At 63.2% G+C, this 24,994-nt stretch carries 25 protein-coding genes; 5 read left to right on the top strand and 20 right to left on the bottom strand.

Translation table 11 applies throughout. The features are described 5' to 3' along the window. Nucleotides 1-19 precede the first annotated feature (19 nt). Nucleotides 20-670 (bottom strand): response regulator transcription factor ErdR, encoded by a 651-nt coding sequence (gene erdR, locus K4A76_RS05725; RefSeq protein ID WP_009686041.1) that lies wholly within the window; start codon nt 668-670, stop codon nt 20-22. 177 nt (nt 671-847) lie between these two features. Then, entirely contained in the window at nt 848-1,558 is a 711-nt protein-coding gene (locus K4A76_RS05720; protein ID WP_009686042.1) for a tRNA-uridine aminocarboxypropyltransferase, read from the bottom strand. A gap of 186 nt (nt 1,559-1,744) precedes the next feature. On the opposite strand from K4A76_RS05720, the gene K4A76_RS05715 reads away from it, so the two are divergent. Then, entirely contained in the window at nt 1,745-2,164 is a 420-nt protein-coding gene (locus K4A76_RS05715; protein WP_274411713.1) for a quorum-sensing-regulated virulence factor family protein, read from the top strand. A gap of 14 nt (nt 2,165-2,178) precedes the next feature. Here K4A76_RS05715 and K4A76_RS05710 read toward each other — a convergent pair whose 3' ends face one another. Further along, nucleotides 2,179-2,388, bottom strand: coding sequence for a hypothetical protein (locus K4A76_RS05710; RefSeq protein WP_009686044.1), 210 nt, complete (start codon nt 2,386-2,388; stop codon nt 2,179-2,181). A gap of 161 nt (nt 2,389-2,549) precedes the next feature. On the opposite strand from K4A76_RS05710, the gene K4A76_RS05705 reads away from it, so the two are divergent. Further along, nucleotides 2,550-3,668 carry an LOG family protein gene (locus tag K4A76_RS05705; RefSeq protein WP_029887663.1) on the top strand — a complete coding sequence of 373 codons (1,119 nt, stop codon included), beginning with the start codon at nt 2,550-2,552 and terminating at the stop codon, nt 3,666-3,668. A gap of 96 nt (nt 3,669-3,764) precedes the next feature. Here K4A76_RS05705 and recX read toward each other — a convergent pair whose 3' ends face one another. From recX to K4A76_RS05690, 3 genes are all read right to left on the bottom strand, one after another. Beyond that, entirely contained in the window at nt 3,765-4,235 is a 471-nt protein-coding gene (recX, locus tag K4A76_RS05700) for a recombination regulator RecX (RefSeq protein WP_009686046.1), read from the bottom strand. 21 nt (nt 4,236-4,256) lie between these two features. Next, on the bottom strand, nt 4,257-5,324 hold the full coding sequence (gene recA, locus K4A76_RS05695) for a recombinase RecA (protein ID WP_009686047.1): 1,068 nt from the start codon (nt 5,322-5,324) through the stop codon (nt 4,257-4,259). Between the two features lie 72 nt (nt 5,325-5,396). Beyond that, nucleotides 5,397-5,909 carry a CinA family protein gene (locus tag K4A76_RS05690; RefSeq protein ID WP_236186280.1) on the bottom strand — a complete coding sequence of 171 codons (513 nt, stop codon included), beginning with the start codon at nt 5,907-5,909 and terminating at the stop codon, nt 5,397-5,399. A 186-nt stretch (nt 5,910-6,095) separates the two neighbouring features. Between K4A76_RS05690 and mutS the strand changes: the two genes are divergently transcribed. Together mutS and fdxA are read left to right on the top strand one after the other, a co-directional pair. Then, nucleotides 6,096-8,669 (top strand): DNA mismatch repair protein MutS, encoded by a 2,574-nt coding sequence (gene mutS / locus K4A76_RS05685; RefSeq protein WP_110678276.1) that lies wholly within the window; start codon nt 6,096-6,098, stop codon nt 8,667-8,669. A 140-nt stretch (nt 8,670-8,809) separates the two neighbouring features. Beyond that, the gene (fdxA, locus tag K4A76_RS05680; protein ID WP_004375459.1) at nt 8,810-9,133 is read left to right on the top strand and encodes a ferredoxin FdxA; all 324 of its coding nucleotides are present in this window, start codon (nt 8,810-8,812) and stop codon (nt 9,131-9,133) included. A 520-nt stretch (nt 9,134-9,653) separates the two neighbouring features. Here fdxA and rpoS read toward each other — a convergent pair. The 8 genes from rpoS to K4A76_RS05640 form a co-directional block, all read right to left on the bottom strand. After that, nucleotides 9,654-10,661: an RNA polymerase sigma factor RpoS gene (gene rpoS, locus K4A76_RS05675; protein ID WP_054911705.1), complete on the bottom strand. Its 1,008-nt coding sequence runs from the start codon at nt 10,659-10,661 to the stop codon at nt 9,654-9,656. Nucleotides 10,662-10,769: 108 nt separating this feature from the next. Next, on the bottom strand, nt 10,770-11,615 hold the full coding sequence (locus tag K4A76_RS05670; RefSeq protein WP_047150205.1) for a peptidoglycan DD-metalloendopeptidase family protein: 846 nt from the start codon (nt 11,613-11,615) through the stop codon (nt 10,770-10,772). A 220-nt stretch (nt 11,616-11,835) separates the two neighbouring features. Next, the gene (locus K4A76_RS05665) at nt 11,836-12,474 is read right to left on the bottom strand and encodes a protein-L-isoaspartate(D-aspartate) O-methyltransferase (protein WP_009686062.1); all 639 of its coding nucleotides are present in this window, start codon (nt 12,472-12,474) and stop codon (nt 11,836-11,838) included. A 35-nt stretch (nt 12,475-12,509) separates the two neighbouring features. Next, complete coding sequence (gene surE, locus K4A76_RS05660; protein WP_009686063.1) at nt 12,510-13,259, bottom strand: 5'/3'-nucleotidase SurE; 750 nt, start codon at nt 13,257-13,259, stop codon at nt 12,510-12,512. Further along, nucleotides 13,247-14,305, bottom strand: a complete 1,059-nt coding sequence (gene truD, locus K4A76_RS05655) for a tRNA pseudouridine(13) synthase TruD (RefSeq protein ID WP_197886206.1) — start codon at nt 14,303-14,305, stop codon at nt 13,247-13,249. The genes surE and truD overlap by 13 nt, the downstream gene beginning before the upstream one ends. Further along, entirely contained in the window at nt 14,302-14,775 is a 474-nt protein-coding gene (gene ispF / locus K4A76_RS05650) for a 2-C-methyl-D-erythritol 2,4-cyclodiphosphate synthase (RefSeq protein WP_110678271.1), read from the bottom strand. The genes truD and ispF overlap by 4 nt, the downstream gene beginning before the upstream one ends. Before the next feature lie 150 nt (nt 14,776-14,925). After that, nucleotides 14,926-15,780 (bottom strand): S-formylglutathione hydrolase, encoded by an 855-nt coding sequence (fghA, locus tag K4A76_RS05645; protein WP_029887672.1) that lies wholly within the window; start codon nt 15,778-15,780, stop codon nt 14,926-14,928. A gap of 8 nt (nt 15,781-15,788) precedes the next feature. Further along, nucleotides 15,789-16,901: an S-(hydroxymethyl)glutathione dehydrogenase/class III alcohol dehydrogenase gene (locus tag K4A76_RS05640; protein WP_009686067.1), complete on the bottom strand. Its 1,113-nt coding sequence runs from the start codon at nt 16,899-16,901 to the stop codon at nt 15,789-15,791. 106 nt (nt 16,902-17,007) lie between these two features. Here K4A76_RS05640 and K4A76_RS05635 point away from each other — a divergent pair, with 106 nt between their 5' ends. Beyond that, nucleotides 17,008-17,904 carry a LysR substrate-binding domain-containing protein gene (locus K4A76_RS05635; RefSeq protein WP_047150206.1) on the top strand — a complete coding sequence of 299 codons (897 nt, stop codon included), beginning with the start codon at nt 17,008-17,010 and terminating at the stop codon, nt 17,902-17,904. Between the two features lie 133 nt (nt 17,905-18,037). Here K4A76_RS05635 and ispD read toward each other — a convergent pair whose 3' ends face one another. From ispD to K4A76_RS05605, 6 genes are all read right to left on the bottom strand, one after another. Continuing rightward, on the bottom strand, nt 18,038-18,745 hold the full coding sequence (gene ispD / locus K4A76_RS05630) for a 2-C-methyl-D-erythritol 4-phosphate cytidylyltransferase (protein WP_173887797.1): 708 nt from the start codon (nt 18,743-18,745) through the stop codon (nt 18,038-18,040). Beyond that, the gene (ftsB, locus tag K4A76_RS05625; protein ID WP_009686932.1) at nt 18,742-19,023 is read right to left on the bottom strand and encodes a cell division protein FtsB; all 282 of its coding nucleotides are present in this window, start codon (nt 19,021-19,023) and stop codon (nt 18,742-18,744) included. The genes ispD and ftsB overlap by 4 nt, the downstream gene beginning before the upstream one ends. Before the next feature lie 163 nt (nt 19,024-19,186). Beyond that, nucleotides 19,187-20,476 carry a phosphopyruvate hydratase gene (eno, locus tag K4A76_RS05620; RefSeq protein ID WP_274411712.1) on the bottom strand — a complete coding sequence of 430 codons (1,290 nt, stop codon included), beginning with the start codon at nt 20,474-20,476 and terminating at the stop codon, nt 19,187-19,189. Nucleotides 20,477-20,676: 200 nt separating this feature from the next. Next, nucleotides 20,677-22,305 (bottom strand): CTP synthase, encoded by a 1,629-nt coding sequence (locus K4A76_RS05615; RefSeq protein ID WP_012270851.1) that lies wholly within the window; start codon nt 22,303-22,305, stop codon nt 20,677-20,679. A 268-nt stretch (nt 22,306-22,573) separates the two neighbouring features. After that, nucleotides 22,574-23,857, bottom strand: a complete 1,284-nt coding sequence (tilS, locus tag K4A76_RS05610) for a tRNA lysidine(34) synthetase TilS (RefSeq protein ID WP_274411711.1) — start codon at nt 23,855-23,857, stop codon at nt 22,574-22,576. Nucleotides 23,858-23,990: 133 nt separating this feature from the next. Then, nucleotides 23,991-24,938 (bottom strand): acetyl-CoA carboxylase carboxyltransferase subunit alpha, encoded by a 948-nt coding sequence (locus K4A76_RS05605; protein ID WP_009686937.1) that lies wholly within the window; start codon nt 24,936-24,938, stop codon nt 23,991-23,993. Between the last annotated feature and the right edge of the window lie 56 nt (nt 24,939-24,994).

Raw genomic sequence — 24,994 nt, 5'->3', positions numbered from 1 at the left:
AAGCGTGAAGCCGCACGCGTCAGTGGCTGGCAACTGATTCAAGTTGTTGCAACAGCAGCGCAGCCTGGGTGCGGGTGCGCACCCCCAGTTTACGGAAAATCGCCGTGACGTGAGCCTTGATGGTGGCTTCCGAGACATTCAGCTCATAGGCAATCTGCTTGTTCAGCAGGCCTTCGCAGACCATGGTCAGTACCCGGAACTGCTGCGGCGTGAGGCTCGCCAGGCCTTCACTGGCGGCCTTGGCCTCGGCCGAAACATCGACCTTCTCGAACGCCTGCGGTGGCCACCAGACTTCGCCGTCGAGCACTTTGCGCACCGCATCCTGGATCACTTCCAGCGGGCTGGACTTGGGAATGAAGCCACTGGCGCCAAACTCGCGGGACTTGACCACCACGGCGGCCTCCTCCTGCGCCGAAACCATCACCACGGGAATTTGCGGGTATTGCCCGCGCAGCAGCACCAGCCCGGAAAAACCGTAGGCACCCGGCATGTTCAGGTCGAGGAGCACGAGGTCCCAGTCGGCTTTTTCGCTCAACCGCACCTCCAGCTCGGCAATGCTCGCGACCTCGACCAGGCGAACGTCCGGGCCAAGGCCGAGGGTAACGGCCTGGCGCAGGGCGCCGCGAAACAGCGGGTGGTCATCGGCAATCAGGATTTCGTAAGTGGCCATCGATCTAAGGATCCTGTTCTGTCCCGGGCACTGGGGGTAGGCAAGTGCCCGACGGGGAATCGGCGCCAAGCATGCCGAGCACGGTCAAGGGTGGTCAAGCCAACCGCCTTGCCGCCTCGCCCACCCTGGCCGCCAGCCCCGTCATTATGAACCAAAGCCGGGTGAGTGCCCCTTGGACTATAGGAAGGTATGCAAACGCTGATGGGTCTCGTCCTGCTCGTCCAGCGGCAGGCGCCGCTTGCCACTGAGGTAATGCAGGCTGAATACATCCAGGTAGGCATCCAGTGCCTGCGACGCCAGGCTATCGCCGGCCAGCTCCAGGCACATGGCTGCAACTTCTGCGGTGCAGAAGTGATCATCGCGCTTGGAGCGGCGCAGGCGGTAGCGTGACATCTGTTCGGCCTGCAGGCTTAACACCGGGAACCGGTCCAGGTAGGGGCTTTTGCGGAACATCTTGCGCGCCTCGGTCCAGGTGGCATCCAGCAGGATGAACAGCGGGCGCTTGCCCGGCTCACGCACCACCTCGCTGACCACCCGCTGCGGGGCGACGAACTCACCTGGGAAAACGATGTAGGGCTGCCAGTGCGGGTCGTCGAGCAGGGCCAGCAGGCGCTCGTCAACCGAGGTGCGCAGCCAGCCGAACGCCGAGGTATCTTCGATCAGGTCGGCAATCAGCCAGCCGGTATTGGTGGGTTTAAGTGGCTCGGTGTCGTGCATCAGCAGGCACATGCCAGCGTCGGCCTGCACACGGGGCTTCCAGGCGCACAGGCAATGGCTGGCAATGACCCGGCAATCCGGGCAACGCTCGGCCCGCGACCCTCGGGCAATGAAAGGCTTGTTGCTGCGGGCCAGGCGCTCGGCACGCAGGCGCGCTACCGCATGGCTCATGCCGGCAGGCCTGTGGAAAGATGGGAAATGGGCACAAGAATGGCTCTGGGAAAACAAGGGCGCCAGTTTACCAGAATCCTTATAATCGGGCTTTCCCGTACCCTTGGGCTACCGCCAGCCCAGGGTTCACGGAACGCCGTCGACCCGCGCATGTCAAAGCGCCAGTCATCGAACCAGGAGATACCCATGCTGCGCCTTATCGCCCCCGCCCTGAGCCTGATGCTCGCCCTGCCCCTGGCAGCCCAGGCGGCTTCCAAACAGGACTACGACCTGAACAAGATGCTGGAAAAGGTCGCCAAAGAGAGCAGCGTCGGCACCCCACGTGCCATCAATGAAGACATCCTCGACCAGGGTTACACCGTGGAAGGCAAGGCGCTGGTCAACCACCTCAGCGTGCGCCAGAGCCACGCCGAGCGCATGCAGGCCAACCCTGCACAGGTGCGCAGCCAATTGGGCGACAGCGTGTGCCGCAACAACGGCTTCCGCAACCTGATGTCCAAGGGCGCGGTGATGGTTTACCGGTTCACCGTCTACAAAACCAACCAGCCGATCATGGACCAGGCCTTCGACAATGCCAGCTGCGTTGCCGGCAGCAAGAAGAAGTAAACGCCGCGCCCAGGCTACACCTGGTTTTCCTCCCGTGCGCGCCAGTGCCCCTCGGCAGCTTCGGCGCGCATCTCGGCCAATAGCGCCTGCACGTAACGCGACTGGCATTCCAGGCCTGCGAGCCGGCGCTGGCACTCGGCCTCCAGGCTCAGGTGATGTACCTGGGCGGCACGTTCCAGTTGCTGGTAGAGCTGCAGGTCCACTTCGATGACCAAGCGATGCATACCGCCACCTCCCGCATCGATACGTTTCGCTTTACCAGTTAACCAAACCCCTGCCCCCATTGGCCACGTGCCGACGGGTGGCGCTGGCAATCCCCCCGGCACGATCGGCCGCCAGGGTCTAGATTGAGGTTTAGAGGTATTGGTGCAGAAGGAGACGTTGCATGCCTTACCAATCGAACGAATCGCTGTTCAGCCACTTCCAGGACAACCATATCGACCTGAGCCACATCGACGCCCAATTGCAACTGGTTGCACCCGACAGCCCGAACCTGCCGCTGTACCGTGACATGATGCTGACCATCCTGCGCATGGCCCACGATGACAGTGATCGCTGGAGCGCCAAGATCACCCTGCAGGCCTTGCGCGAACTTGACCAGTCGTTCCGCACCCTGCAGCGCTACAAGGGCCGCCGCAAGGTGACCGTGTTCGGCTCGGCGCGTACCCCGCTGGAACACCCGATGTATGCACTGGCCCGTGAACTGGGCGCTACCCTGGCGCGCTCGGACCTGATGGTCATCACCGGGGCGGGGGGCGGCATCATGGCCGCAGCCCACGAAGGTGCCGGCAGCGCCCACAGCCTGGGCTTCAACATCACCCTGCCTTTCGAACAGCATGCCAACCCTACGGTGGACGGCACCGACAAGCTGCTGCCTTTCCACTTCTTCTTCATCCGCAAACTGTTCTTCGTCAAGGAGGCCGACGCCCTGGTGCTGTGCCCGGGCGGCTTCGGCACCCTCGATGAGGCGCTGGAAGTGCTGACCCTGATCCAGACCGGCAAAAGCCCGCTGGTCCCCGTGGTATTGCTGGACTCACCGGGCGGCAGCTTCTGGCGTGATTGCCTGGGCTTCATCAGCCGCCAACTGGAGGACAACCATTACATTCTGCCCAGCGACCTGAAGCTGGTGCGCCTGGTGCACAGTGCCGAGGAGGCGGTGGAGGAAATCAACCAGTTCTACCGCAACTATCACTCCAGCCGCTGGTTGAACAGCCAGTTCGTGATCCGCATGCATCACGCCCTGAGCGAGGCGGCGCTGTCTGACATCGAGGAAGGCTTTGCTGACCTGCGCCTGAGCGGCAAGTACCACCAGCAAGCAGACAGCAGCGCCGAACATGAGTTGGGGGACTACAGCCACCTGACCCGTTTGTCGTTCGCCTTCAATGGCCGAAACCAAGGGCGCCTGCGCGAATTGGTGGACTTTATCAACCTGCCGGAGAACTGGGCCAAGCCACAGCCCATGCATACCACGCAGCGGGCCAGGGAGGCGTTGAAGGCCAGCTGATCAGGCACTTGGGGGCAGCGCGCTGGAGAGTACCGGCGTTGCCGATGTTCGCGGCTGAGGCCGCTGCTACGGGGATTGTTGCGAGGTCTGCGGCGGCTAATAATCGTCGAGGTCTCGCCCGCTGAGCAAGCGGCCGATCATGTCCATGGTGAAGCCTCGATAGGCGAGAAAGCGGGTTTGCTGGGCGCGGCTGCGCGGGTCCTGCGGGCGTTGCCCGGCGAACTTGCGCTGCCATACATCCCGCATACGTTCGGCCCAATCCACGCCGCTTTCACGCAGCGCCTGCTCAATGTCGGCGCGCAGCAAACCACGCTGCCCCAGCTCTTCACGAATACGTGCTGGGCCATAGCCAGAACCGGAACGGTAACGTATGAAGCTCTCGAGGTAACGGGCTTCACTCAGCAGACCCTCTTCGGTGAGCCGGTCGAGCTCTGGCTCGATCAGCTCATCGGAGGCACCGCGCTGACGCAACTTGCGCGTCAGCTCGACGCGACCATGCTCACGTCGCGCAAGCAGGTCCATGGCTGTCCGCCGAATGGCGACGGGGGTGTCGAGTACGGCGGACATGTTCAGCTATAAACCACGCGATCAATAACCGGCTTCAGCGTCGGCCATGTCGTCGGCACCCGCTTCGACAGCGGCAGCTTTACCGGCTGCGGCTACAGCGCCAGCGTTCAGCAGCTTCTCACGGATCTGCCTCTCGATCTCGGTACCGATAGCCGGGTTTTCCGCCAGGTACTTGGCCGCGTTGGCTTTACCTTGGCCGATCTTGTTGCCCTGGTAGGCATACCAGGCACCGGACTTCTCGACCAGGCCTTGGGCAACGCCCAAGTCGATGATCTCACCGTTACGGTAGATACCCTTGCCGTAGAGAATCTGGAACTCGGCCTGACGGAACGGAGGCGAGACCTTGTTCTTGACGATCTTGACGCGGGTTTCGCTGCCGACCACCTCGTCGCCTTCCTTGACAGCGCCGGTGCGGCGGATGTCCAGACGCACAGAGGCGTAGAACTTCAGGGCGTTACCACCGGTGGTGGTTTCCGGGCTACCGAACATGACGCCGATCTTCATGCGGATCTGGTTGATGAAGATGACCAGGCAGTTGGCGTTCTTGATGTTACCGGTGATCTTGCGCAGCGCCTGGGACATCAGGCGAGCCTGCAGGCCCACGTGCATGTCGCCCATTTCGCCTTCGATCTCGGCCTTGGGTACCAGCGCGGCCACCGAGTCGACGATGATCACGTCAACTGCGTTGGAACGCACCAGCATGTCGGTGATTTCCAGGGCCTGCTCACCCGTGTCCGGCTGCGAGACCAGCAGGTCGTCGACATTGACGCCCAGCTTGCCGGCATATTCAGGGTCGAGTGCGTGCTCGGCGTCGACGAAGGCGCAGGTGGCACCATTCTTCTGGGCTTCGGCGATGACCGACAGGGTCAGCGTGGTCTTACCCGACGATTCCGGACCGTAGATTTCTACGATACGGCCCTTTGGCAGACCACCAATGCCCAAGGCAATGTCCAGGCCCAGAGAGCCGGTAGAGATGGCCGGGATAGCCTGGCGCTCGTGGTCGCCCATGCGCATTACCGCGCCTTTACCGAATTGACGTTCGATCTGACCCAGGGCCGCAGCCAAGGCGCGCTTCTTGTTGTCGTCCATTGAAATCCTCACGTGTTCGACGGGCCCTGACGGCCGCAATACCTGTATAAGTAGCCAGTATTATTCCACAGGCTAGCGCTGGCGCAAACCCCTGTCTTCGATTTCCTCGCCAGCAAGCTGTAACAAGCCGTCTAACGCGGCGCTCACCGTCTGTCGGCGCACCGCTTCGCGGTCGCCGTCGAACTGCCGCCGCTGGCTGGTCACCCGACTGCCGTCGCCCCAGGCCAGCCACACGGTACCCACGGGTTTGGCCGGCGAGCCGCCATCCGGCCCCGCCACCCCGCTCACCGCCACGGCAAAGCGCGCGCCGCTGGCCGCCTGGGCGCCGCGGACCATGGCCTCGACCACCTCCTGGCTGACCGCCCCCACCTGCCCGAACAGCGCCTCGGGCACCCCCAGCTGGCGGGTTTTCTGGGCATTGGAATACGTCACGTAACCGGCCTCGAACCAGGCGGAGCTACCGGGGATGCGTGTGATGGCTTGCGCGATGCCGCCGCCCGTGCAGGACTCGGCAGTGGTCACTTGGGCATCCAAACGGCGCAGATGTTCACCCAAACGGGCGGCAAGCAGGGTGATTGGGTCCATGTCGGGCTCCTCCAGGGCGGCCCTCTACCCTACCACCCTGCTGGCAACCTGGCTCAGGAAACCTGCAGCACCGCAGCGGCCTGCAGCGGCTGCCGGCCAGTGTTCCGTGCGTGCCTGCATCTCGCGAAAAAAGCCTGTACCATTGCCGGTTTACCGCCAACCAGATCACCCGCTGTAAGGCCCTGAATGTCTGATCTCTCCGCACACACCCCGATGATGCAACAGTACTGGAAGCTGAAGAATCAGCACCCGGACCAGTTGATGTTCTACCGCATGGGCGACTTCTACGAGATCTTCTACGAAGATGCGAAAAAAGCCGCCAAACTGCTGGACATCACGCTGACCGCGCGCGGCCAGTCGGCCGGCCAGTCCATCCCCATGTGCGGGATTCCGTTCCATTCGCTGGAAGGTTACCTGGCCAAGCTGGTCAAACTGGGCGAATCGGTGGTGATCTGCGAGCAGATCGGCGACCCGGCGACCAGCAAGGGCCCGGTCGAGCGCCAGGTGGTGCGCATCATCACCCCCGGTACGGTCAGCGATGAAGCCCTGCTCGACGAACGCCGCGACAACCTGATTGCCGCGCTGCTCGGTGACGAGCGCCTGTTCGGCCTGGCCGTACTGGACATCACCAGCGGTAACTTCAGCGTGCAGGAGATCAAGGGCTGGGAAAACCTGCTGGCCGAACTCGAGCGCCTGAACCCGGTCGAGCTGCTGATCCCCGACGACTGGCCACGCGACCTGCCCGCCGAGAAGCGCCCGGGCGCGCGGCGCCGTGCACCGTGGGACTTCGACCGCGACTCAGCGCGCAAGGCCTTGTGCCAGCAGTTCGCAACCAAGGACCTGAAAGGCTTCGGCTGCGACAAGCTGACCCTGGCCATCGGTGCCGCTGGCTGCCTGCTGACCTACGCCAAGGAAACCCAGCGCACTGCGCTGCCGCACCTGCGCAGCCTGCGCCATGAGCGCCTGGACGATACGGTCATCCTCGATGGCGCCAGCCGGCGCAACCTGGAACTGGACATCAACCTGGCCGGCGGGCGCGACAATACCCTGCAATCGGTGGTCGACCGCTGCCAGACGGCAATGGCCAGCCGCCTGCTGAGCCGCTGGCTGAACCGCCCGCTGCGCGACCTCAAGGTGCTCCAGGCACGCCAGGACTCGATTCGCTGCCTGCTCGACGGCTACCGTTTCGAAAAGCTGCAGCCACAGCTGAAAGAAATTGGCGACATCGAGCGCATCCTGGCGCGTATCGGCCTGCGTAACGCCCGCCCGCGTGACCTGGCCCGGCTGCGCGACGCCCTGGGCGCGCTGCCCGAGCTGCAGAACGCCATGACCGAGCTCGAAGCGCCGCACCTGGCACGCCTGGCTGCGATCACCGGTACCTACCCCGAGCTGGCCAGCCTGCTGGAACGGGCGATCATCGACAACCCGCCGGCGGTCATCCGCGATGGGGGCGTGCTCAAGGCCGGTTACGACAACGAACTGGACGACCTGCTGGCCATCAGCGAAAACGCCGGGCAGTTCCTGATCGACCTCGAAGCCCGCGAAAAGGCGCGCACCGGCCTGGCCAACCTGAAGGTCGGCTACAACCGGGTGCACGGCTACTTCATCGAGCTGCCGACCAAGCAGGCCGAACAGGCCCCCGGCGACTACATTCGTCGCCAGACCCTCAAAGGTGCCGAACGCTTCATCACGCCGGAGCTGAAGGCCTTCGAGGACAAGGCATTGTCGGCCAAGAGCCGCGCCCTGGCCCGCGAGAAGATGCTCTACGACGCCCTGCTGGAAACCCTGATCAGCCACTTGGCGCCGCTGCAGGACAGCGCTGCCGCCCTGGCCGAACTGGACGTACTCAGCAACCTGGCCGAGCGCGCGCTGAACCTCGACCTGAACTGCCCACGCTTTGTCGACGAGCCCTGCCTGCGGATCGAGCAAGGCCGTCACCCGGTCGTCGAGCAGGTGCTGACCACGCCGTTCGTGGCTAACGACCTGGGTCTGGACAACAACACGCGCATGCTGATCATCACCGGCCCGAACATGGGCGGTAAGTCCACCTACATGCGCCAGACCGCCCTGATCGTGCTGCTGGCCCACATCGGTAGTTTCGTACCGGCTGCCAGCTGCGAGCTGTCGCTGGTCGACCGCATCTTCACCCGTATCGGCTCCAGTGACGACCTGGCCGGCGGGCGCTCGACATTCATGGTCGAGATGAGCGAAACCGCCAACATCCTGCACAATGCCACTGACCGCAGCCTGGTGCTGATGGACGAAGTGGGCCGGGGCACCAGCACCTTCGACGGCCTGTCGCTGGCCTGGGCCGCCGCCGAGCGGCTGGCCGAACTGCGCGCTTACACGCTGTTCGCCACCCACTATTTCGAGCTCACCGTGCTGCCGGAAAGCGAGCCACTGGTGGCCAACGTGCACCTGAACGCCACCGAGCACAACGAACGCATCGTGTTCCTGCACCACGTACTGCCTGGGCCTGCCAGCCAGAGCTACGGCCTGGCGGTGGCACAACTGGCGGGCGTGCCGGCCGTGGTGATCCAACGTGCCCGCGAACACCTTGGCCGGCTGGAAACCAGCAGCCTGCCCCATGAGCAGCCCGTGGCCCAAAAGGCCAAGGACGCGCCGCAGGTGCCGCACCAGAGCGACCTGTTCGCCAGCCTGCCACACCCGGCCATCGAAAAGCTGGGCAAACTGCAGCTGGACGACATGACCCCGCGTCAAGCTATCGAAATGCTATATCAACTAAAGAACCTGTTATAACGGCGCCCATTACAAGCTGGTAGAATCCGCCGCGGTTTGCTGGTGCTGCAGGTTATTAGCCTGGCCTGCAGCCACATGCCCGTAAACCGCGCGGCCCCGAGAGGAAGGGCCGCCGCCGTCGCCTGAGGAGAGAATTAAAAATGACCTTCGTTGTCACCGACAACTGCATCAAATGCAAATACACCGACTGCGTGGAAGTCTGTCCGGTGGACTGCTTCTACGAAGGCCCGAACTTCCTGGTTATCCACCCGGACGAGTGCATTGACTGCGCCCTGTGCGAGCCGGAGTGCCCAGCGCAAGCGATTTTCTCGGAAGACGAAGTGCCCGCGGGCATGGAGAACTTCATCGAGCTGAACGCCGAGTTGGCGGAAATCTGGCCGAACATTACCGAGCGTAAGGATGCCCTGCCAGACGCCGAAGAGTGGGATGGCAAGACTGGCAAGATTGCCGACCTGGAGCGCTGATAGCGCTGAAATGCCAAAAGGCCCTGCGGGGCCTTTTTTTGTGCCGGCAAAAACTGCGGACAAAAAAAAGGGGCGGTTTGACCCGCCCACATTTTTTCCGTAGTCCCTGCTTGTCCCAAACATCATCCTGATGAAATCGCGTCTTGCGATGTCCTTGGCCTTCATCCTGAAAGCCTGTGCATGTCCTTGTGCACAGTTCGAATACTAGCGGGTTCAGCAGCGCGGGCAAGCGCCGGAGTTTGCCGGATATTGCCGGGGAAACATTTACTCACCTGAAGATAAACCTTGTTTTTCAACAGGTTATGAAAAACCAGCATCTGAAAACGACATTGATTTACTGCCGCTCGCTAGAATGGCTTACAGCACGAGTAAGCAAAGGCTTACAGCAGGTGTTAGCAGGGTAGCGCATTACATATTCGACAGGTTTTTTGCCGGGCAGTTCTGGGGGCTTTTGCCGTGCTTCAACCCACAAACAAAAACGCCCCGACGGTATCGGGGCGTTCGTGAGCGACTGCCTTGGCTACTGGAACAAAGACTCGCTGGACAAGCCGTTCTTCTCCAGGATCTCGCGCAGGCGCTTCAGGCCTTCTACCTGAATCTGCCGCACCCGTTCGCGGGTCAGGCCAATCTCCAGCCCAACATCCTCCAGGGTGCTGCTTTCGTGCCCGCGCAGCCCGAAGCGGCGTACCACCACCTCACGCTGCTTGTCGGTCAACTCGCCCAGCCACTGGTCGATGCTCTGCGACAGGTCGTCGTCCTGCAGCAGTTCGCAGGGGTCGGTGGGACGGTCGTCGGTCAAGGTATCGAGCAGGGTCTTGTCCGAGTCCGGGCCGAGCGAAACGTCTACCGACGACACCCGCTCGTTCAGGCCGAGCATGCGCTTGACCTCGGCAACGGGCTTTTCCAGCAAGGTGGCGATTTCTTCCGGCGAGGGTTCGTGGTCCAGCTTCTGCGTCAACTCGCGCGCAGCGCGCAGGTAGACGTTGAGCTCCTTGACCACGTGGATCGGCAGGCGGATGGTGCGGGTCTGGTTCATGATCGCCCGTTCGATGGTCTGGCGAATCCACCAGGTCGCATAGGTCGAAAAACGGAAACCGCGCTCCGGGTCGAACTTCTCCACCGCACGGATCAGGCCCAGGTTGCCTTCCTCGATCAGGTCGAGCAACGACAGGCCACGGTTGACGTAACGACGGGCAATTTTCACAACCAGGCGAAGGTTGCTTTCAATCATGCGCTTGCGGCCGGCAGGATCACCTTTTTGCGACAGACGCGCAAAATAGACTTCCTCTTCCGGCGACAGCAGTGGCGAGAAACCGATCTCGTTGAGGTACAGCTGGGTGGCGTCTAGCGCCCGGGTGTAGTCGATATACTTGTGTTGCTTGAGCGAAGAGCCCGACTTGGCCCTCGTCCGAACCGAAGATACAGCAGGTTCGTCTGACACCACATCCGTTTCCAAAACGATGCCCGTCTCCATCAGGAGGACGTCATCGTCGATGTCAAACTCCGGCACTTCTTTACTGAGAGCCATTGTTATAGTCCTTTGCTGAGTTCGAACTCAGACTCGAGCGGCACCTTTATCCCTGGCAGCGCTTGAGCCTGTCCCCTCTACATCACAGGAACAGGCCGGGTACAACGGTCAACGACGTGGCAGGAACTGGAGCGGATCGACGGGTTTGCCCTGGCGGCGAATCTCGAAATGCAGCTTCACCCGATCAGTGCCCGTGGACCCCATTTCAGCAATCGACTGCCCTGCCTTGACCTGCTGCCCCTCCCGAACCAAAAGCCTGCGGTTGTGACCGTAGGCACTGACGTAGGTATCGCTGTGCTTGATGATGATCAGCTCGCCGTAGCCCCTTAATCCACTCCCGGCGTAAACCACTGCACCATCAGACGCAGCAAAAACAGGCTGTCCCAAATCACCGGCGATATCAATGCCTTTATTCAAACTACCGTTTGAAGCAAATTTTCCAATCAACACGCCATTGGCGGGCCAGGTCCAACCACCGACCGCGCGCTCTGCAGCGGGCACAGTGGCGACCACCGGCGCGCTGGTGGTGCCAGCCGGGGTAGCGGGTTTGCTGGAACCGGCCGGCGCCGTAACAGGCCGCCGCGTGACCGTGGTGCGGCTTGAGGAAGACGGGCTGGACACCACCGTGGTGCTGCTGCCGGCGCCGCTGCTGAACCGAATCGCCTGGCCCGGGCGGATGGTATAGGGCGGCGCGATACCATTACGGGCGGCCAGCTCCTTGTAATCCCAACCATAACGGAAGGCGATGGAGAACAGGGTATCGCCAGGCTTGACGACGTATTGCCCGGAGGTCACCGTCGGGCGCTTGGGCGCACTGCTGTTGCGATCGACCACGCGCGCGCTGTTGCTGCCGGTGCTCGAGCAACCCACCAGTAGCGTGCCCATGGCCAATGCAATCACCAGAAGCTTGAAGCCCGAACCGTCCTTGCGCTGCCGAATGACTGTGTGACCCACCCGCGCTCCCCTCATGGTGCCGAAAAACGATATGAAGACAAGAAATGCAATATTGTTGCAATTATAACCAAGCGAGCCGGGATTGGCAGGCCGCCGCCAGGCTGTTGCGCAGCGTTACTGCAAGCGATGCGTTTACGCCACGCCCCGCCTGATAGACAGGGCGGCGCCGCGAGAATTCGCCGCACACGCAAAAATACCCCGGGCCGCGCACCAGTGCTGCTCAGGCCAGCGGCCCGTTCAGCAACGGGACAAAACGCACCGCACCGAGTACGCGACGCGAGAAGCCATGCTCTTCGCGGACGATCAGCATCAATTGCTGCGCTTCGCCCGCAGGCCCTACCGGTATGACCAGCCGGCCACCGGGAGCCAGTTGGTCAAGCAGCGCCTGGGGCACTTCCGGTGCCACGGCGGTGACGATGATGCCGTTGTACGGTGCCAGCGCCGGCCAGCCCTCACAACCGTCGCCCCAGCGGAACACCACGTTGCGTAGGTTCAGCTCCAGCAGGCGTTCCTTGGCACGGTCCTGCAGCACCTTGATGCGCTCCACCGAGAATACCCGCTCGACCAACTGCGCCAGCACCGCCGTCTGGTAGCCGGACCCGGTGCCGATCTCCAGCACCTTGTCCAGCGGCCCGGCTTCAAGCAGCAACTCGCTCATGTGGGCAACCATGAATGGCTGCGAGATGGTCTGGTTGTGGCCGATTGGCAGTGCGGTGTCTTCGTAGGCGCGGTGCGCCAGCGCTTCGTCGACGAACAGGTGGCGCGGGGTGCGGCGGATCACGTCGAGCACCTGGGTGTTCGAGACGCCCTCTTCGCACAGGCGCTGGATCAGCCGCTCCCGGGTCCGTTGGGAGGTCATGCCGATGCCCCGCCGCAGCATATCGTCCTCGCGCATCAGAGCAGGCCCTCCAGCCAACCATCGAGCTGCTCGAAGGCATCACTGAAGGTGCGGTCGAGTTGCAGCGGGGTGATCGACACGTAACCCTGCATCACCGCATGGAAATCGGTGCCCGGGCCGCCGTCCTCGGCATCGCCGGCAACGGCGATCCAGTAGCCTTCCTTGCCGCGCGGGTTGACCACCTTCGTTGGCGCGGCAGCCCGCGCGCGGTGCCCCAGGCGGGTCAGCTGGATGCCGCGGATGTGCGCCAACGGCAGGTTGGGAATGTTGACGTTGAGCACGGTACGCGGGGGCAGTGCAAGGCGCGACTGCGCCTCGACCAGGCGCCGGGCGATATGCGCCGCGGTCGGCAGGTTGTCGGGCTGGCGCGAGAGCAGCGAGAACGCCAGCGACGTCCCCCCGAGAAAGCGCCCCTCCAGCGCCGCGGCGACCGTCCCCGAATACAGTACGTCGTCCCCCAGGTTGGCCCCCAGGTTGATCCCCGACACAACCATGTCCGGGGTGTACGGCAACAGCCCGTTGAGCCCCAGGTGCACGCAGTCGGTCGGCGTACCGTTGAGGCTGATGAAGCCGTTGGCCAAGGTCTGCGGGTGCAGGGGCCGGTCCAGCGTCAGCGAACTGCTGGCGCCGCTCTTGTCTTGCTCCGGGGCAATTACCGCGCACTCGGCGTAATCCGCCAGCGCAGCGTGCAGCGCGGCGATCCCGGGTGCGGTAACACCGTCGTCGTTCGAAATCAGAATACGCATGGGCTGTCCGTCTGCCCTGCCGACACCAGATCCACGACTTCACGCACCACCACGGTGGCGAAGCATCCGGCCGGCAGGACGAATTCCAGTTGCAGGATATCAGGCTCGGGATAATGCCACGTAAGGCCGCCAATAGGGAGCCGCAGAATACGCCGTTCGTGATCCATGCCCGCCAGGGCCAGCCACTGGCACAGCGCCGGTTGCTGGTCGCCTACGGCATTTTCCAGCTGCGCGGGCGCGGCGGCGGCGGGCGAACCGCCCGCGCCCCACATCGGGCCAGTCGGGTGCAGGTCGAGAATGGCCAGGCGCGGGTCGGTACATTCCGCTTCACCTGCAGGGAAAAAACTGCGGCTGTCGGTGAACGCCAGCAGATCGCCGACCTGGGCCCGGTTCCAGCTGCCGTCGGCGACACGCGCCGCCAGCACCTGGTTGAACAGGTAGCTGCGCCCGGCCGACAGCAGCCGTGAGCGCGTGTTGCGTTGCTCGGGCAAGGCCTTGCGCGCCGCCCAGTCCAGGGCGTCATGGACATTGCCACCGCCGTGACCGAAGCGTTGGCTGCCGAAGTAGTTGGGCACGCCTTGTTGCTTGAGCAGTTGCAGCCGCGCATCCAGCGCCTGGTGATCGGCATTCAGCGCGGTCAGGCGCAAGGTAAAGCCGTTGGCCGAATGCGCACCACGCTGCAGCTTGCGCTGGTGGCGCACCTGCTTGAGCACGCGCAGGGTGGCATCTTCGGCGCGTGACAGGTCCGGGTCGGCCTTGCCTGGCAGGTGCAGGCTGAACCACTGGCGGGTCAGCGCCTGGCGGTCCTTCAGCCCGGCATAGCTGATGCTGCGCACCGGCACGCCTGCGGCGCGGGCCAGGCGGCGGGCGGCTTCTTCGGTATTGAGGTCACGCTTTTCGACCCACAACCACAGGTGCTCGCCCTGGCCAGACAACGGAATATCCAACACCTCGTCGACCTGGAAGTCCTCGGCCACTGCCTTGAGCACAGCGGTGCCCAATACCTCGCCCGATGCACGCGGGCCCAGCAGTTGCAGTTCCGTCATGCTGGCAGCAGCAGGGCAACCGAATGCACGGCAATGCCCTCCTCGCGGCCGCAGAAACCGAGTTTTTCGGTGGTGGTGGCCTTGACGTTGACCTGGTCGAGTTCGACTTGCAGATCTTCGGCGATCAACTGCCGCATGGTGTCGATGTGAGGGGCCATTTTCGGCGCCTGGGCGACGATGGTGGCGTCGACGTTGCCGACCTTCCAGCCCTTGGCGTGGACGATGCCTACCACGTGCCGCAACAGCACGCGGCTGTCGGCACCCTTGAACTGGGGGTCGGTGTCGGGGAAGTGCTTGCCGATGTCACCCAGCGCTGCAGCGCCAAGCAAGGCATCGCTCAGGGCGTGCAGCAGCACGTCGCCGTCGGAATGGGCCAGCAGGCCGAATGTGTGCGGGATACGCACCCCGCCCAAGGTAATGAAATCACCGTCGCAGAAACGATGCACATCGTAGCCGTGGCCAATACGCATAAGAAAACGCCCTGAATGAGTCAGGGCGTGATTCTACCTGCTTTGGCTGCCATTGGGGCTGGAGGTGATCGCCTCAAGATTTTTAGCGCCTATGCGATCAAGCCCCGCGCTGGCGGCGCTCGATCTCACAGACACCGAAAATGCAAAGCCCTACACCCGCCCCAGCGCCACCGCATGGTGGCGCAGGTGCTCTTCGATGAAGCTGGCAATGAAGTAGTAGCTGTGGTCATAGCCTGGCTGCAGGCGCAGGGTCAGCTCGTGGCCACCTTTGCGTGCTGCCTGCTCCAGCGCTTCAGGCTTGAGCTGCTTTTCGAGGAAGTCGTCACGGTCGCCCTGGTCCACCAGCAACGGTGGGCACTCGCCAGCGGCCGTCTCGGCCAGCAGTACGCTGGCATCCCACTCACGCCAGCGCGCGCGGTCGTCACCCAGGTAGCGGCTGAAGGCTTTCTCGCCCCACGGGCAATCCATGGGGTTGCTGATCGGCGAAAACGCCGACACCGAGCGATAACGCCCCGGGTTGCGCAAAGCGCACACCAGCGCACCGTGCCCACCCATGGAATGGCCGCTGATGCTGCGCTCGGCCGAGGCCGGGAAATGCGCCTCGATCAACGCCGGCAGCTCCTCTACCACATAGTCATGCATGCGGTAGTGCTTGGCCCAAGGCTGCTGGGTGGCATTGAGGTAGAAGCCGGCCCCAAGGCCAAAGTCCCAGGCGCCGTCCGGGTCGCCAGGCACCTGCTCGCCACGCGGGCTGGTATCCGGCGCAACGATGATCAACCCCAGTTCGGCAGCCAGGCGCTGGGCGCCGGCCTTCTGCATGAAGTTTTCGTCGGTACAGGTCAGGCCGCTCAGCCAGTACAGCACCGGCAGCTTGGCACCCTGCTCGGCCTGTGGCGGCAGGTACACGGCGAACACCATGTCGCAACCCAGCACGCTGGAATGGTGCCGGTAGCGCTTGTGCCAGCCGCCGAAGCTTTTCTGGCAAGAGATGTTATCCAGGCTCATGGCGCACCTCAGAAGTGGATGACGCTGCGAATGCTCTTGCCTTCATGCATCAGGTCGAAGGCCTTGTTGATGTCTTCCAGGCCCATGGTGTGGGTGATGAACGTATCCAGCGGAATCTCGCCTTTCTCGGACATTTCCACGTAGCTCGGCAACTCGCTGCGGCCACGCACGCCACCGAACGCAGAGCCACGCCAGACCCGGCCGGTCACCAGCTGGAACGGCCGGGTGGCGATTTCCTGGCCGGCACCGGCCACGCCGATGATGACCGACTCGCCCCACCCTTTGTGGCAGCATTCCAGGGCAGCACGCATCAGTTGCACGTTACCGATACATTCGAAGGAGAAGTCCACGCCACCGTCGGTCAGGTCGACAATCACTTCCTGGATCGGGCGGTCGTAGTCTTTCGGGTTGATGCAGTCGGTGGCGCCCAGTTGACGGGCGATCTCGAACTTGGCCGGGTTGATGTCGATGGCGATGATGCGCGAGGCCTTGGCCTTCACCGCACCGATCACTGCCGACAGGCCGATGCCGCCGAGGCCGAAGATGGCCACGGTGTCACCCGGCTTGACCTTGGCGGTGTTGAGCACGGCACCGATACCGGTAGTCACGCCGCAGCCCAGCAGGCAGACCTTTTCCAGAGGGGCTTCTTTCTGGATCTTGGCCACCGAGATTTCCGGCAACACCGTGTACTCGGAGAAGGTCGAGGTGCCCATGTAGTGGAACAGTTGCTGGCCTTTATAGGAGAAGCGCGTGGTGCCGTCCGGCATCAGGCCCTTGCCTTGGGTAGCACGGATCGCCTGGCACAGGTTGGTCTTGCCCGAAAGGCAGAACTTGCACTTGCCGCATTCCGGGGTGTACAGCGGGATCACGTGGTCGCCCACGGCCAGCGAGGTCACGCCCTCGCCTACTGCTTCGACGATCGCACCGCCTTCATGGCCAAGAATGGATGGGAAGATGCCCTCCGGGTCGGCACCCGACAGGGTATAGGCGTCGGTGTGGCAGACACCGCTGGCAACCACCCGCAGCAGCACTTCACCGGCCTTGGGCATGGCCACGTCGACTTCGACGATTTCCAGGGGTTTCTTGGCTTCGAAGGCTACAGCAGCACGGGACTTGATCATCGAGTGTCTCCAGACAGGGTGTCAGTTCAGACCACCAGTGTAATTCACTGACTTTTGATGAATAATCCAGGCAAAGACAAAACATTATTGCTGTGCAGGGATAATCATGAGCAACCGCTGGGAAGGCATCGATGAATTCGTGGCTGTCGCCGAATCGGGGCAGTTCACGGCCGCCGCCGAGCGCCTGGGGGTTTCGTCATCACACATCAGCCGGCAGATCGCCCGGCTGGAAGAACGCTTGCAGACCCGCCTGCTGTACCGCAGTACCCGCCGCGTGACCTTGAGTGAAGCCGGGCAAACCTTTCTGCAGCATTGCCAGCGCCTGCAGGATGGCCGTGAAGAAGCCCTGCGCGCCATGGGTGACCTGGCCAGCGAGCCCAAGGGCCTGCTGCGCATGACCTGCGCGGTGGCGTATGGCGAGCGCTTCATCGTGCCGTTGGTCACACGCTTCATGGCGTTGTACCCCCAGTTGCGCGTGGATGTGGAGTTGAACAACCACACCCTTGACCTGCTGCATGAAGGCATGGACCTGGCCATACGCCTGGGCAGGCTGGCCGATTCGCGACTGGTGGCGACCCGCCTGGCGCCGCGGCGCATGTACCTGTGCGCATCGCCAGCCTATCTGGAGCGCTATGGCCGGCCGCACAGCCTGTCGGAACTGGCGCGGCACAATTGCCTGATCGGCAGCTCGGATGCGTGGGCACTGCAACAGGACGGCCGCGAGATCAGCCAGCGGGTGCAGGGCAACTGGCGTTGCAACAGTGGTCAGGCGGTTCTGGATGCAGCCTTGCAAGGCATGGGGTTGTGCCAGTTGCCGGACTATTACGTACTGGAGCACCTGCACAGCGGCGCGCTGGTGTCGTTGCTGGAGGGGCATCAACCGCCCAATACCGCGGTTTGGGCGCTGTACCCGCAACAGCGGCACCTGTCGCCGAAAGTGCGGCGGTTGGTGGACTATCTAAAGGAAGGGTTGGCCGGGTTGCCGGAGTATCGCGGGGCCTGATTGCAAAGGGGGCCGCTGCGCGGCCCTATCGCAGGCAAGCCAGCTCCCACAGGCGCCGCGATGCCTTGGGTCTGTGGGGTACCTGTGGGAGCTGGCTTGCCTGCGAATGGGCCGCGCAGCGGACCCGGCGTTCTCAGCGTCTACCTGCCCAGCGCTGGCGCAACCACTCCAGGTCTTCCGGCCGGGTCACCTTGATGTTGTCGCTGCGCCCTTCGACCAGCCGCGGCGCCTGCCCGGACCATTCGATGGCAGAAGCTTCATCGGTCACGACGACATCCGACACCAGGCACTCGGCCAGCGCCCGGTGCAACGCCCCCAAGCGGAACATCTGCGGCGTGTAGGCCTGCCAGATGGTGCTGCGGTCAACGGTGGCGCTGACCCGGCCTTTGCCATCGGCACGTTTGAGCGTGTCGCGCGCCGGCACCGCCAGCAGGCCACCCACCGGGTCATCCGCCAACTCCGCCAGCAGCTTGTCCAGGTCGCTACGCGCCAGGTTGGGCCGCGCAGCATCGTGCACCAGCACCCAGTCGCTGTCCGCCGCCCCTTGGGCATGCAGCAGCAGCAAGGCATTGAGTACCGAATCGGCGCGCTCGCGCCCGCCCGCCGCGCGCTGGATACGCGGGTCGCTGGCACAGCTCAGGGCAGGCCAGTAAGGGTCGTGTTCGGCAATGCTGACCACCACGCCGTTAAGCGTCGGGTGGCCAAGAAAACAGTCGAGGCTGTGTTCGAGAAGGGTCTGCCCTGCCAGCTCCAGATACTGCTTGGGGCGGTCGGCAGCCATGCGGGCGCCTACGCCCGCCGCTGGAATCACGGCCCAGAAGGCCGGTAAGGTATCGATCATTTCTGTGGCAACTGGAAGAGGGTTTCACCCTCCTTGACCATCCCCAATTCATGGCGAGCCCGCTCTTCGACGGTCTCCATGCCTTTTTTCAGCTCCAGCACTTCAGCATCGAGCACGCGATTACGCTCCAGCAGGCGCTCGTTTTCGGCGTGCTGTTCAGCAATCTGCTGCTTCAGCTCGGTCACTTGCGCCAGGCTGCCATTGCCGACCCACAGACGATACTGCAGGCCACCCAACAGCAGGAGCAGAATAAGGAACACCCAATAGGGACTGCGCATCACGTTATCCAGGTCAAAAAGGCTGCCGCGCATTTTACGGGAGCTCGAATAGCACGAAGCCTGGCCGAGGCCAGGCTTCGTTGACAGAAACCCGTTGGGAAGAAGGAAAGTTCAGTAAGAACGTTCCTACAACTCCGGCTGCTGCCTTTTTACCATCTCTTGCTTAGCCGCGAAACTCGGCACGACCACGGTAAACCGCTTTGGCGCCCAGTTGCTCTTCGATACGCAGCAGTTGGTTGTACTTGGATACGCGGTCGGAACGGCACAGCGAACCGGTCTTGATCTGGCCAGCAGCGGTACCTACGGCTAGGTCGGCAATGGTCGAGTCTTCGGTTTCACCGGAACGGTGCGAAATCACCGCGGTGTAGCCGGCAGCCTTGGCCATCTGGATGGCTTCGAGGGTTTCGGTCAGCGAGCCGATCTGGTTGAACTTGATCAGGATCGAGTTGCCGATGCCCTTCTCGATGCCTTCCTTGAGGATCTTGGTGTTGGTGACGAACAGGTCGTCGCCAACCAGCTGAACCTTTTCACCGATCTTGTCAGTGAGGATTTTCCAGCCAGCCCAGTCCGACTCGTCCAGGCCATCTTCGATGGAGATGATCGGGAAGCGCTCGGTCAGGCCTTTGAGGTAGTCTGCGAAGCCTTCGGCATCGAACGACTTGCCTTCGCCGGACAGGTTGTACTTACCGTCTTCGTAGAATTCGGAAGCGGCGCAGTCCAGTGCCAGGGTCACGTCGGTGCCCAGTTTGTAGCCGGCTTTTTCGACGGCTTCGGCGATTGCACCCAGGGCATCTTCGTTGGACGCCAGGTTAGGGGCGAAGCCACCTTCGTCACCCACGGCAGTATTCAGGCCACGGGCCTTGAGCACAGCCTTGAGGTGATGGAAGATTTCGGTGCCCATGCGCAGGCCGTCGGAGAAGGTCTTGGCGCCAACCGGCTGAACCATGAACTCCTGGATGTCGACGTTGTTGTCGGCGTGCTCGCCGCCGTTGATGATGTTCATCATCGGAACCGGCATGGAGTACCGGCCTGGGGTGCCGTTCAGGTTGGCGATGTGCGCGTACAGCGGCAGGTCCTGGTCCTGGGCAGCGGCCTTGGCGGCAGCCAGGGAAACGGCCAGGATGGCGTTGGCGCCCAGCTTGGCCTTGTTCTCGGTACCGTCCAGCTCGATCATGGCGCGGTCCAGGGCCTTCTGGTCAGCCGGGTCCTTGCCCAGCAGCAGGTCGCGGATAGGGCCGTTGATGTTGGCGACAGCCTTCAGCACGCCCTTGCCCAGGTAACGGCTCTTGTCGCCATCACGCAGCTCCAGCGCTTCGCGCGAGCCGGTGGAAGCACCGGACGGCGCGCAAGCGCTGCCGATGATGCCGTTGTCGAGCAGTACATCGGCTTCCACGGTGGGGTTGCCACGCGAGTCGAGAACTTCACGACCTTTGATGTCGACGATTTTTGCCATTGTTGTAAGCACTCCAGAATTGACGAAAACAACGCAGCTTTAGGGAATTCTTGCCTTTCACCAGGCAGGGACGCAGCAGGCAGGCCTGGCAAAAGCAACCCCTGACCGAGTGGTCAGGGGTAGATCGGGGCGTACTTTACCCGAGAAATGAGCCTCGCGCGGACTTAACCGTCGGAAAACTCACCAAAGACCCGAAAAAATCAGGCCTTGTTCTTCTGCGCCAGGGCCGCCTTGACGAAGCCGCTGAACAGCGGATGACCGTCACGCGGGGTGGAGGTGAACTCCGGGTGGAACTGGCAGGCAACGAACCATGGGTGGTCCTTGGACTCGACCACTTCGACCAGCGCGCCGTCTTCGGAACGGCCGGAAACCACCAGGCCGGCGTCAACCAGCTGCGGCAGCAGGTTGTTGTTGACCTCGTAACGGTGGCGGTGGCGCTCGGTGATCACGTCCTTGCCATAGCAATCGTGCACCTTGGAGCCGGCTGCCAGCTGGCAGTCCTGTGCACCCAGGCGCATGGTGCCGCCCAGGTCGGAGGCCTCGTCACGGGTTTCGACCGCGCCGGTGGCGTCGGCCCACTCGGTGATCAGGCCGACGACCGGGTGGCCGCTGTTGCGGTCGAACTCGGTGGAGTTGGCGTCTTTCCAGCCCATGACGTTACGGGCGAATTCGATCACCGCGACCTGCATGCCCAGGCAGATGCCCAGGTACGGCACCTTGTTCTCACGGGCATATTGAACCGCAGTGATCTTGCCTTCCACGCCGCGCAGCCCGAAACCGCCGGGGACCAGGATGGCATCGGCACCCTCGAGCAGGCTGGTGCCCTGGTTCTCGATGTCTTCCGAGTCGATGTAGCGCAGGTTGACCTTGGTACGGTTGGTGATACCGGCGTGGCTCATCGCTTCGATCAGCGACTTGTACGCATCCAGCAGTTCCATGTACTTGCCGACCATGGCGATGGTCACTTCGTGCTCAGGGTTGAGCTTGGCATCGACCACCTTGTCCCACTCGGACAGGTCGGCGCCGTTGCACTGCAGGCCGAAGCGCTCGACGACGAAGTCGTCCAGGCCCTGTGCGTGCAGCACACCCGGGATCTTGTAGATGGTGTCGACGTCTTCCAGCGAAATCACCGCACGCTCTTCAACGTTGGTGAACAGCGCGATCTTGCGGCGCGAGGAAGCATCGACCGGGTGGTCGGAACGGCAGATCAGCACGTCTGGCTGCAGGCCGATGGAGCGCAGTTCCTTGACCGAGTGCTGAGTCGGCTTGGTCTTGGTTTCGCCAGCGGTGGCGATGTACGGGACCAGGGTCAGGTGCATCAGCATCGCGCGCTTGGAACCCACTTCGACGCGCAACTGGCGAATGGCCTCGAGGAATGGCTGCGACTCGATGTCGCCCACGGTACCGCCGATTTCCACCAGGGCCACGTCGGCGTCGCCAGCACCCTTGATGATGCGGCGCTTGATTTCGTCGGTGATGTGCGGAATGACCTGGATGGTCGCGCCCAGGTAATCACCACGGCGCTCTTTGCGCAGCACGTGCTCGTAGATACGGCCGGTGGTGAAGTTGTTGTTCTGGGTCATGGTGGTGCGGATGAACCGCTCGTAGTGGCCCAGGTCGAGGTCGGTCTCGGCGCCATCGTGGGTGACGAACACTTCACCATGCTGGAACGGGCTCATCGTGCCCGGGTCGACGTTGATGTACGGATCCAGCTTGAGCATGGTGACCTTCAGGCCCCGCGCTTCCAGGATGGCCGCCAGGGAAGCCGAGGCAATGCCTTTCCCCAATGAAGAAACAACACCGCCCGTGACGAATATGTAGCGCGTCATGAAAAACCCTAGAAGTCTGCGTTAAGGCGGCCAGCGCCGCCGGAGAAAGCGAAGGAAGGCCGAAGCCCCCGATCACCTGCGTCAATCACAGTGCATCTCGAACAACTGCCGCGTCTGTACAGACCAGGGGTATCCCCGGCATGGAGCTCGCTCGTCATTTCAGAATCAGCCCAGCAAAAAACTGCTTGGTAATCGGCAACTCCTGTGTTTTCGCGGAACCCACAGAAGCTGTATCAAGAAGGGAGGGTAGTCTACCCGAATGTACCCTTCAGCTCAAACCTTGCGCGTTCGTCGGTAACTGCCAGTGCAGCTGCCAACCCGCCTGCCCCAGCCCGGGCAAATTGGCCACTGCCAGCAGGCGCTCGCCCTGGTACAGCAAGGGCAGGCGCGCACGCAGGAAATGCGGCACCTGCTGCTCGTTGAGCAGGCGTTTGAGGTCGCGCCGGCCGCGCCCGGGCACCTCCAGTATTTCGCCGCCCTGGCGGTAGCCAACCCGCAGCCCGCCAACCCCGGCTGCGCCAACAAGCCGCACGTTACCGTTGCCCGGCAATGGCAACGGCACACCTGGATCCGGCCAGGCCAGCTGACCGGCGGCTGGCTGCAGCCAGTCGCCACTCAGCCACCAGATGCGCCCTTGGCTACGCTGCAACTGCCCGTCGGTCAGCCGCCACACCGGCTGGGCATCGGCGGCGGCATCGCGCAGGTCTGCCCAACCCGCCCAGTGGCGGGTATCGGGCAGCCGCGTGCGTTGGCTCAGCCAGTACTGCAAGGCGTTGCGCTGGCGCGCCGGCGACAGCGCCATCAGGGCAGCCAGGTCGAGGGAGGCCAGCCCCGGCCAGGCGGCAGGCGCCCCCTGCTGCGCGGTCACCAGATCGCCCTGGGCCAGTTCGTCGAGCAGGCCCAGCGCCTCGCCCAGATGCTCGGCGGCACGGGCGAAATTCTGGCCAACCTGTGGCCAGCGCTGCTGCAACTGCGGCAACACCTCCCGGCGCAGAAAGTTGCGGGCAAAACGGGTGTCAGCGTTCGAAGGGTCGTCGATCCAGGCCAGCCCGCGGGCCTGGGCATAGGCCTGCAACTGCTGCCGGGCACAGCCCAGCAACGGCCTGACCAGGCTGCCCTGCCCTAGCGGCCGCTGCCCCGGCATGGCCGCCAGGCCACGCAGGCCGGTGCCGCGCAGCAAGCGCAACAGCAGGGTTTCGGCCTGGTCGTCACGGTGCTGGCCGGTGAACAGAATGTCGCCCGGACCGAGGGTTTGCTGGAAAGCCCCATAGCGGGCGTCGCGGGCCGCCTGTTCCAGGCTGGCGCCGGGGCTGACCTGAACGTGGATTACCTCGAGCGCGATGCCGAGGTTGGCGCAGACGGCCTGGCAATGGGCGGGCCAGGCGTCGGCGGCGGCTTGCAGGCCATGGTGGACATGAACCGCACGCAAGGGCGGCGCTGCGTGGCTGCGGGCGTAGTCGGCCAGCAGGTGCAGGAGGACGGTAGAGTCGAGGCCGCCGGAGAAGGCGATGTACCAGGTGGGGGCGTTGAGCCAGGGGGTGAGGTTGATCATGAAGGCCTCACATGGCTTGAGATCGCCGGGGGTGCTTTGCACCCCATTCGCCGGCAAGCCAGCTCCCACATCATGAGAGAGCGGACTTGCCGGCGAATGGGCCGCAAAGCGGCCCCCGGATCACATCACGGAATCAGAGACCGTAGCTCATCAGGCGCTCGTAACGACGGGCCAGCAGCGCGTCATTGTCGAACTTGCCGAGCATGTCCAGCTGCTGCACCAGATCAGCACGGATGCTTTCCGACATCGCAGCCGGGTCACGGTGGGCGCCGCCCAGCGGCTCCTGGATGACCTTGTCAACGATGTTCAGGCTCTTCAGACGCTCGGCGGTAATGCCCATGGCTTCGGCAGCATCGGCAGCCTTGTCGGCGGTCTTCCACAGGATCGAGGCGCAACCTTCTGGCGAGATCACCGAATAGGTGGAGTACTGCAGCATGTTCAGCTGGTCGCAGACACCAATGGCCAGTGCACCGCCCGACCCACCTTCACCGATCACGGTGGCGATGATCGGGGTTTTCAGGCGCGCCATCACCCGCAGGTTCCAGGCGATGGCTTCGCTCTGGTTGCGCTCTTCGGCGTCAATGCCCGGGTAGGCACCCGGGGTGTCGATGAAGGTCAGGATCGGCATCTTGAAGCGCTCGGCCATTTCCATCAGGCGGCAGGCCTTGCGGTAACCTTCAGGGCGCGGCATACCGAAGTTGCGGCGCACCTTTTCGCGCACTTCGCGGCCTTTCTGATGGCCGATGACCATGACCGGCTTGCCATCCAGGCGCGCAGTGCCGCCGACGATGGCAGCGTCATCGGAGAAGTGGCGATCGCCGTGCAGCTCTTCGAACTCGGTGAAGATGTGCTCCAGGTAGTCCAGGGTGTAGGGACGACGTGGGTGACGCGCCAGGCGTGCAATCTGCCAGCTGGTCAGGTTGCCGAAGATGCTTTCGGTCAGGGTGTTGCTCTTGTCTTGCAGACGGGCAATTTCATCGCTGATGTTCAGCGAATTGTCGTTACCCACCAGGCGCAGGCCTTCGATCTTGGCTTGCAGGTCGGCAATCGGCTGTTCGAAATCGAGAAAATTCGGGTTCATAGTCATCCGTCTTGGGTCTACGGCCAGGCGGCCGGCCGGTTGATCCGTTTGGCGCC

The organism is Pseudomonas sp. NEEL19 (genome assembly GCF_028751975.1).
GTDB lineage: Bacteria > Pseudomonadota > Gammaproteobacteria > Pseudomonadales > Pseudomonadaceae > Aquipseudomonas > Aquipseudomonas juntendi.
Note: the sequence above shows the minus strand (reverse complement) of the source record. Positions and strands in the feature narration are given on the sequence as shown.

Bases quoted from the DNA above. Each gene is read 5' to 3' on its own strand.
- K4A76_RS05720 (WP_009686042.1), bottom strand. From the start codon at position 1,558: ATGAGCCATGCGGTAGCGCGCCTGCGTGCCGAGCGCCTGGCCCGCAGC.
- K4A76_RS05710 (WP_009686044.1), bottom strand. From the start codon at position 2,388: ATGCATCGCTTGGTCATCGAAGTGGACCTGCAGCTCTACCAGCAACTG.
- recX (WP_009686046.1), bottom strand. From the start codon at position 4,235: ATGTCCGCCGTACTCGACACCCCCGTCGCCATTCGGCGGACAGCCATG.
- recA (WP_009686047.1), bottom strand. From the start codon at position 5,324: ATGGACGACAACAAGAAGCGCGCCTTGGCTGCGGCCCTGGGTCAGATC.
- mutS (WP_110678276.1), top strand. From the start codon at position 6,096: ATGTCTGATCTCTCCGCACACACCCCGATGATGCAACAGTACTGGAAG.
- rpoS (WP_054911705.1), bottom strand. From the start codon at position 10,661: ATGGCTCTCAGTAAAGAAGTGCCGGAGTTTGACATCGACGATGACGTC.
- ftsB (WP_009686932.1), bottom strand. From the start codon at position 19,023: ATGCGCAGTCCCTATTGGGTGTTCCTTATTCTGCTCCTGCTGTTGGGT.
- fdxA (WP_004375459.1), top strand. From the start codon at position 8,810: ATGACCTTCGTTGTCACCGACAACTGCATCAAATGCAAATACACCGAC.
- K4A76_RS05715 (WP_274411713.1), top strand. From the start codon at position 1,745: ATGCTGCGCCTTATCGCCCCCGCCCTGAGCCTGATGCTCGCCCTGCCC.
- ispF (WP_110678271.1), bottom strand. From the start codon at position 14,775: ATGCGTATTGGCCACGGCTACGATGTGCATCGTTTCTGCGACGGTGAT.
- K4A76_RS05605 (WP_009686937.1), bottom strand. From the start codon at position 24,938: ATGAACCCGAATTTTCTCGATTTCGAACAGCCGATTGCCGACCTGCAA.
- truD (WP_197886206.1), bottom strand. From the start codon at position 14,305: ATGACGGAACTGCAACTGCTGGGCCCGCGTGCATCGGGCGAGGTATTG.
- eno (WP_274411712.1), bottom strand. From the start codon at position 20,476: ATGGCAAAAATCGTCGACATCAAAGGTCGTGAAGTTCTCGACTCGCGT.
- K4A76_RS05635 (WP_047150206.1), top strand. From the start codon at position 17,008: ATGAGCAACCGCTGGGAAGGCATCGATGAATTCGTGGCTGTCGCCGAA.
- K4A76_RS05690 (WP_236186280.1), bottom strand. From the start codon at position 5,909: ATGGACCCAATCACCCTGCTTGCCGCCCGTTTGGGTGAACATCTGCGC.
- surE (WP_009686063.1), bottom strand. From the start codon at position 13,259: ATGCGTATTCTGATTTCGAACGACGACGGTGTTACCGCACCCGGGATC.
- fghA (WP_029887672.1), bottom strand. From the start codon at position 15,780: ATGAGCCTGGATAACATCTCTTGCCAGAAAAGCTTCGGCGGCTGGCAC.
- tilS (WP_274411711.1), bottom strand. From the start codon at position 23,857: ATGATCAACCTCACCCCCTGGCTCAACGCCCCCACCTGGTACATCGCC.
- erdR (WP_009686041.1), bottom strand. From the start codon at position 670: ATGGCCACTTACGAAATCCTGATTGCCGATGACCACCCGCTGTTTCGC.
- K4A76_RS05615 (WP_012270851.1), bottom strand. From the start codon at position 22,305: ATGACGCGCTACATATTCGTCACGGGCGGTGTTGTTTCTTCATTGGGG.
- K4A76_RS05665 (WP_009686062.1), bottom strand. From the start codon at position 12,474: ATGACCTCCCAACGGACCCGGGAGCGGCTGATCCAGCGCCTGTGCGAA.
- ispD (WP_173887797.1), bottom strand. From the start codon at position 18,745: ATGATCGATACCTTACCGGCCTTCTGGGCCGTGATTCCAGCGGCGGGC.
- K4A76_RS05705 (WP_029887663.1), top strand. From the start codon at position 2,550: ATGCCTTACCAATCGAACGAATCGCTGTTCAGCCACTTCCAGGACAAC.
- K4A76_RS05640 (WP_009686067.1), bottom strand. From the start codon at position 16,901: ATGATCAAGTCCCGTGCTGCTGTAGCCTTCGAAGCCAAGAAACCCCTG.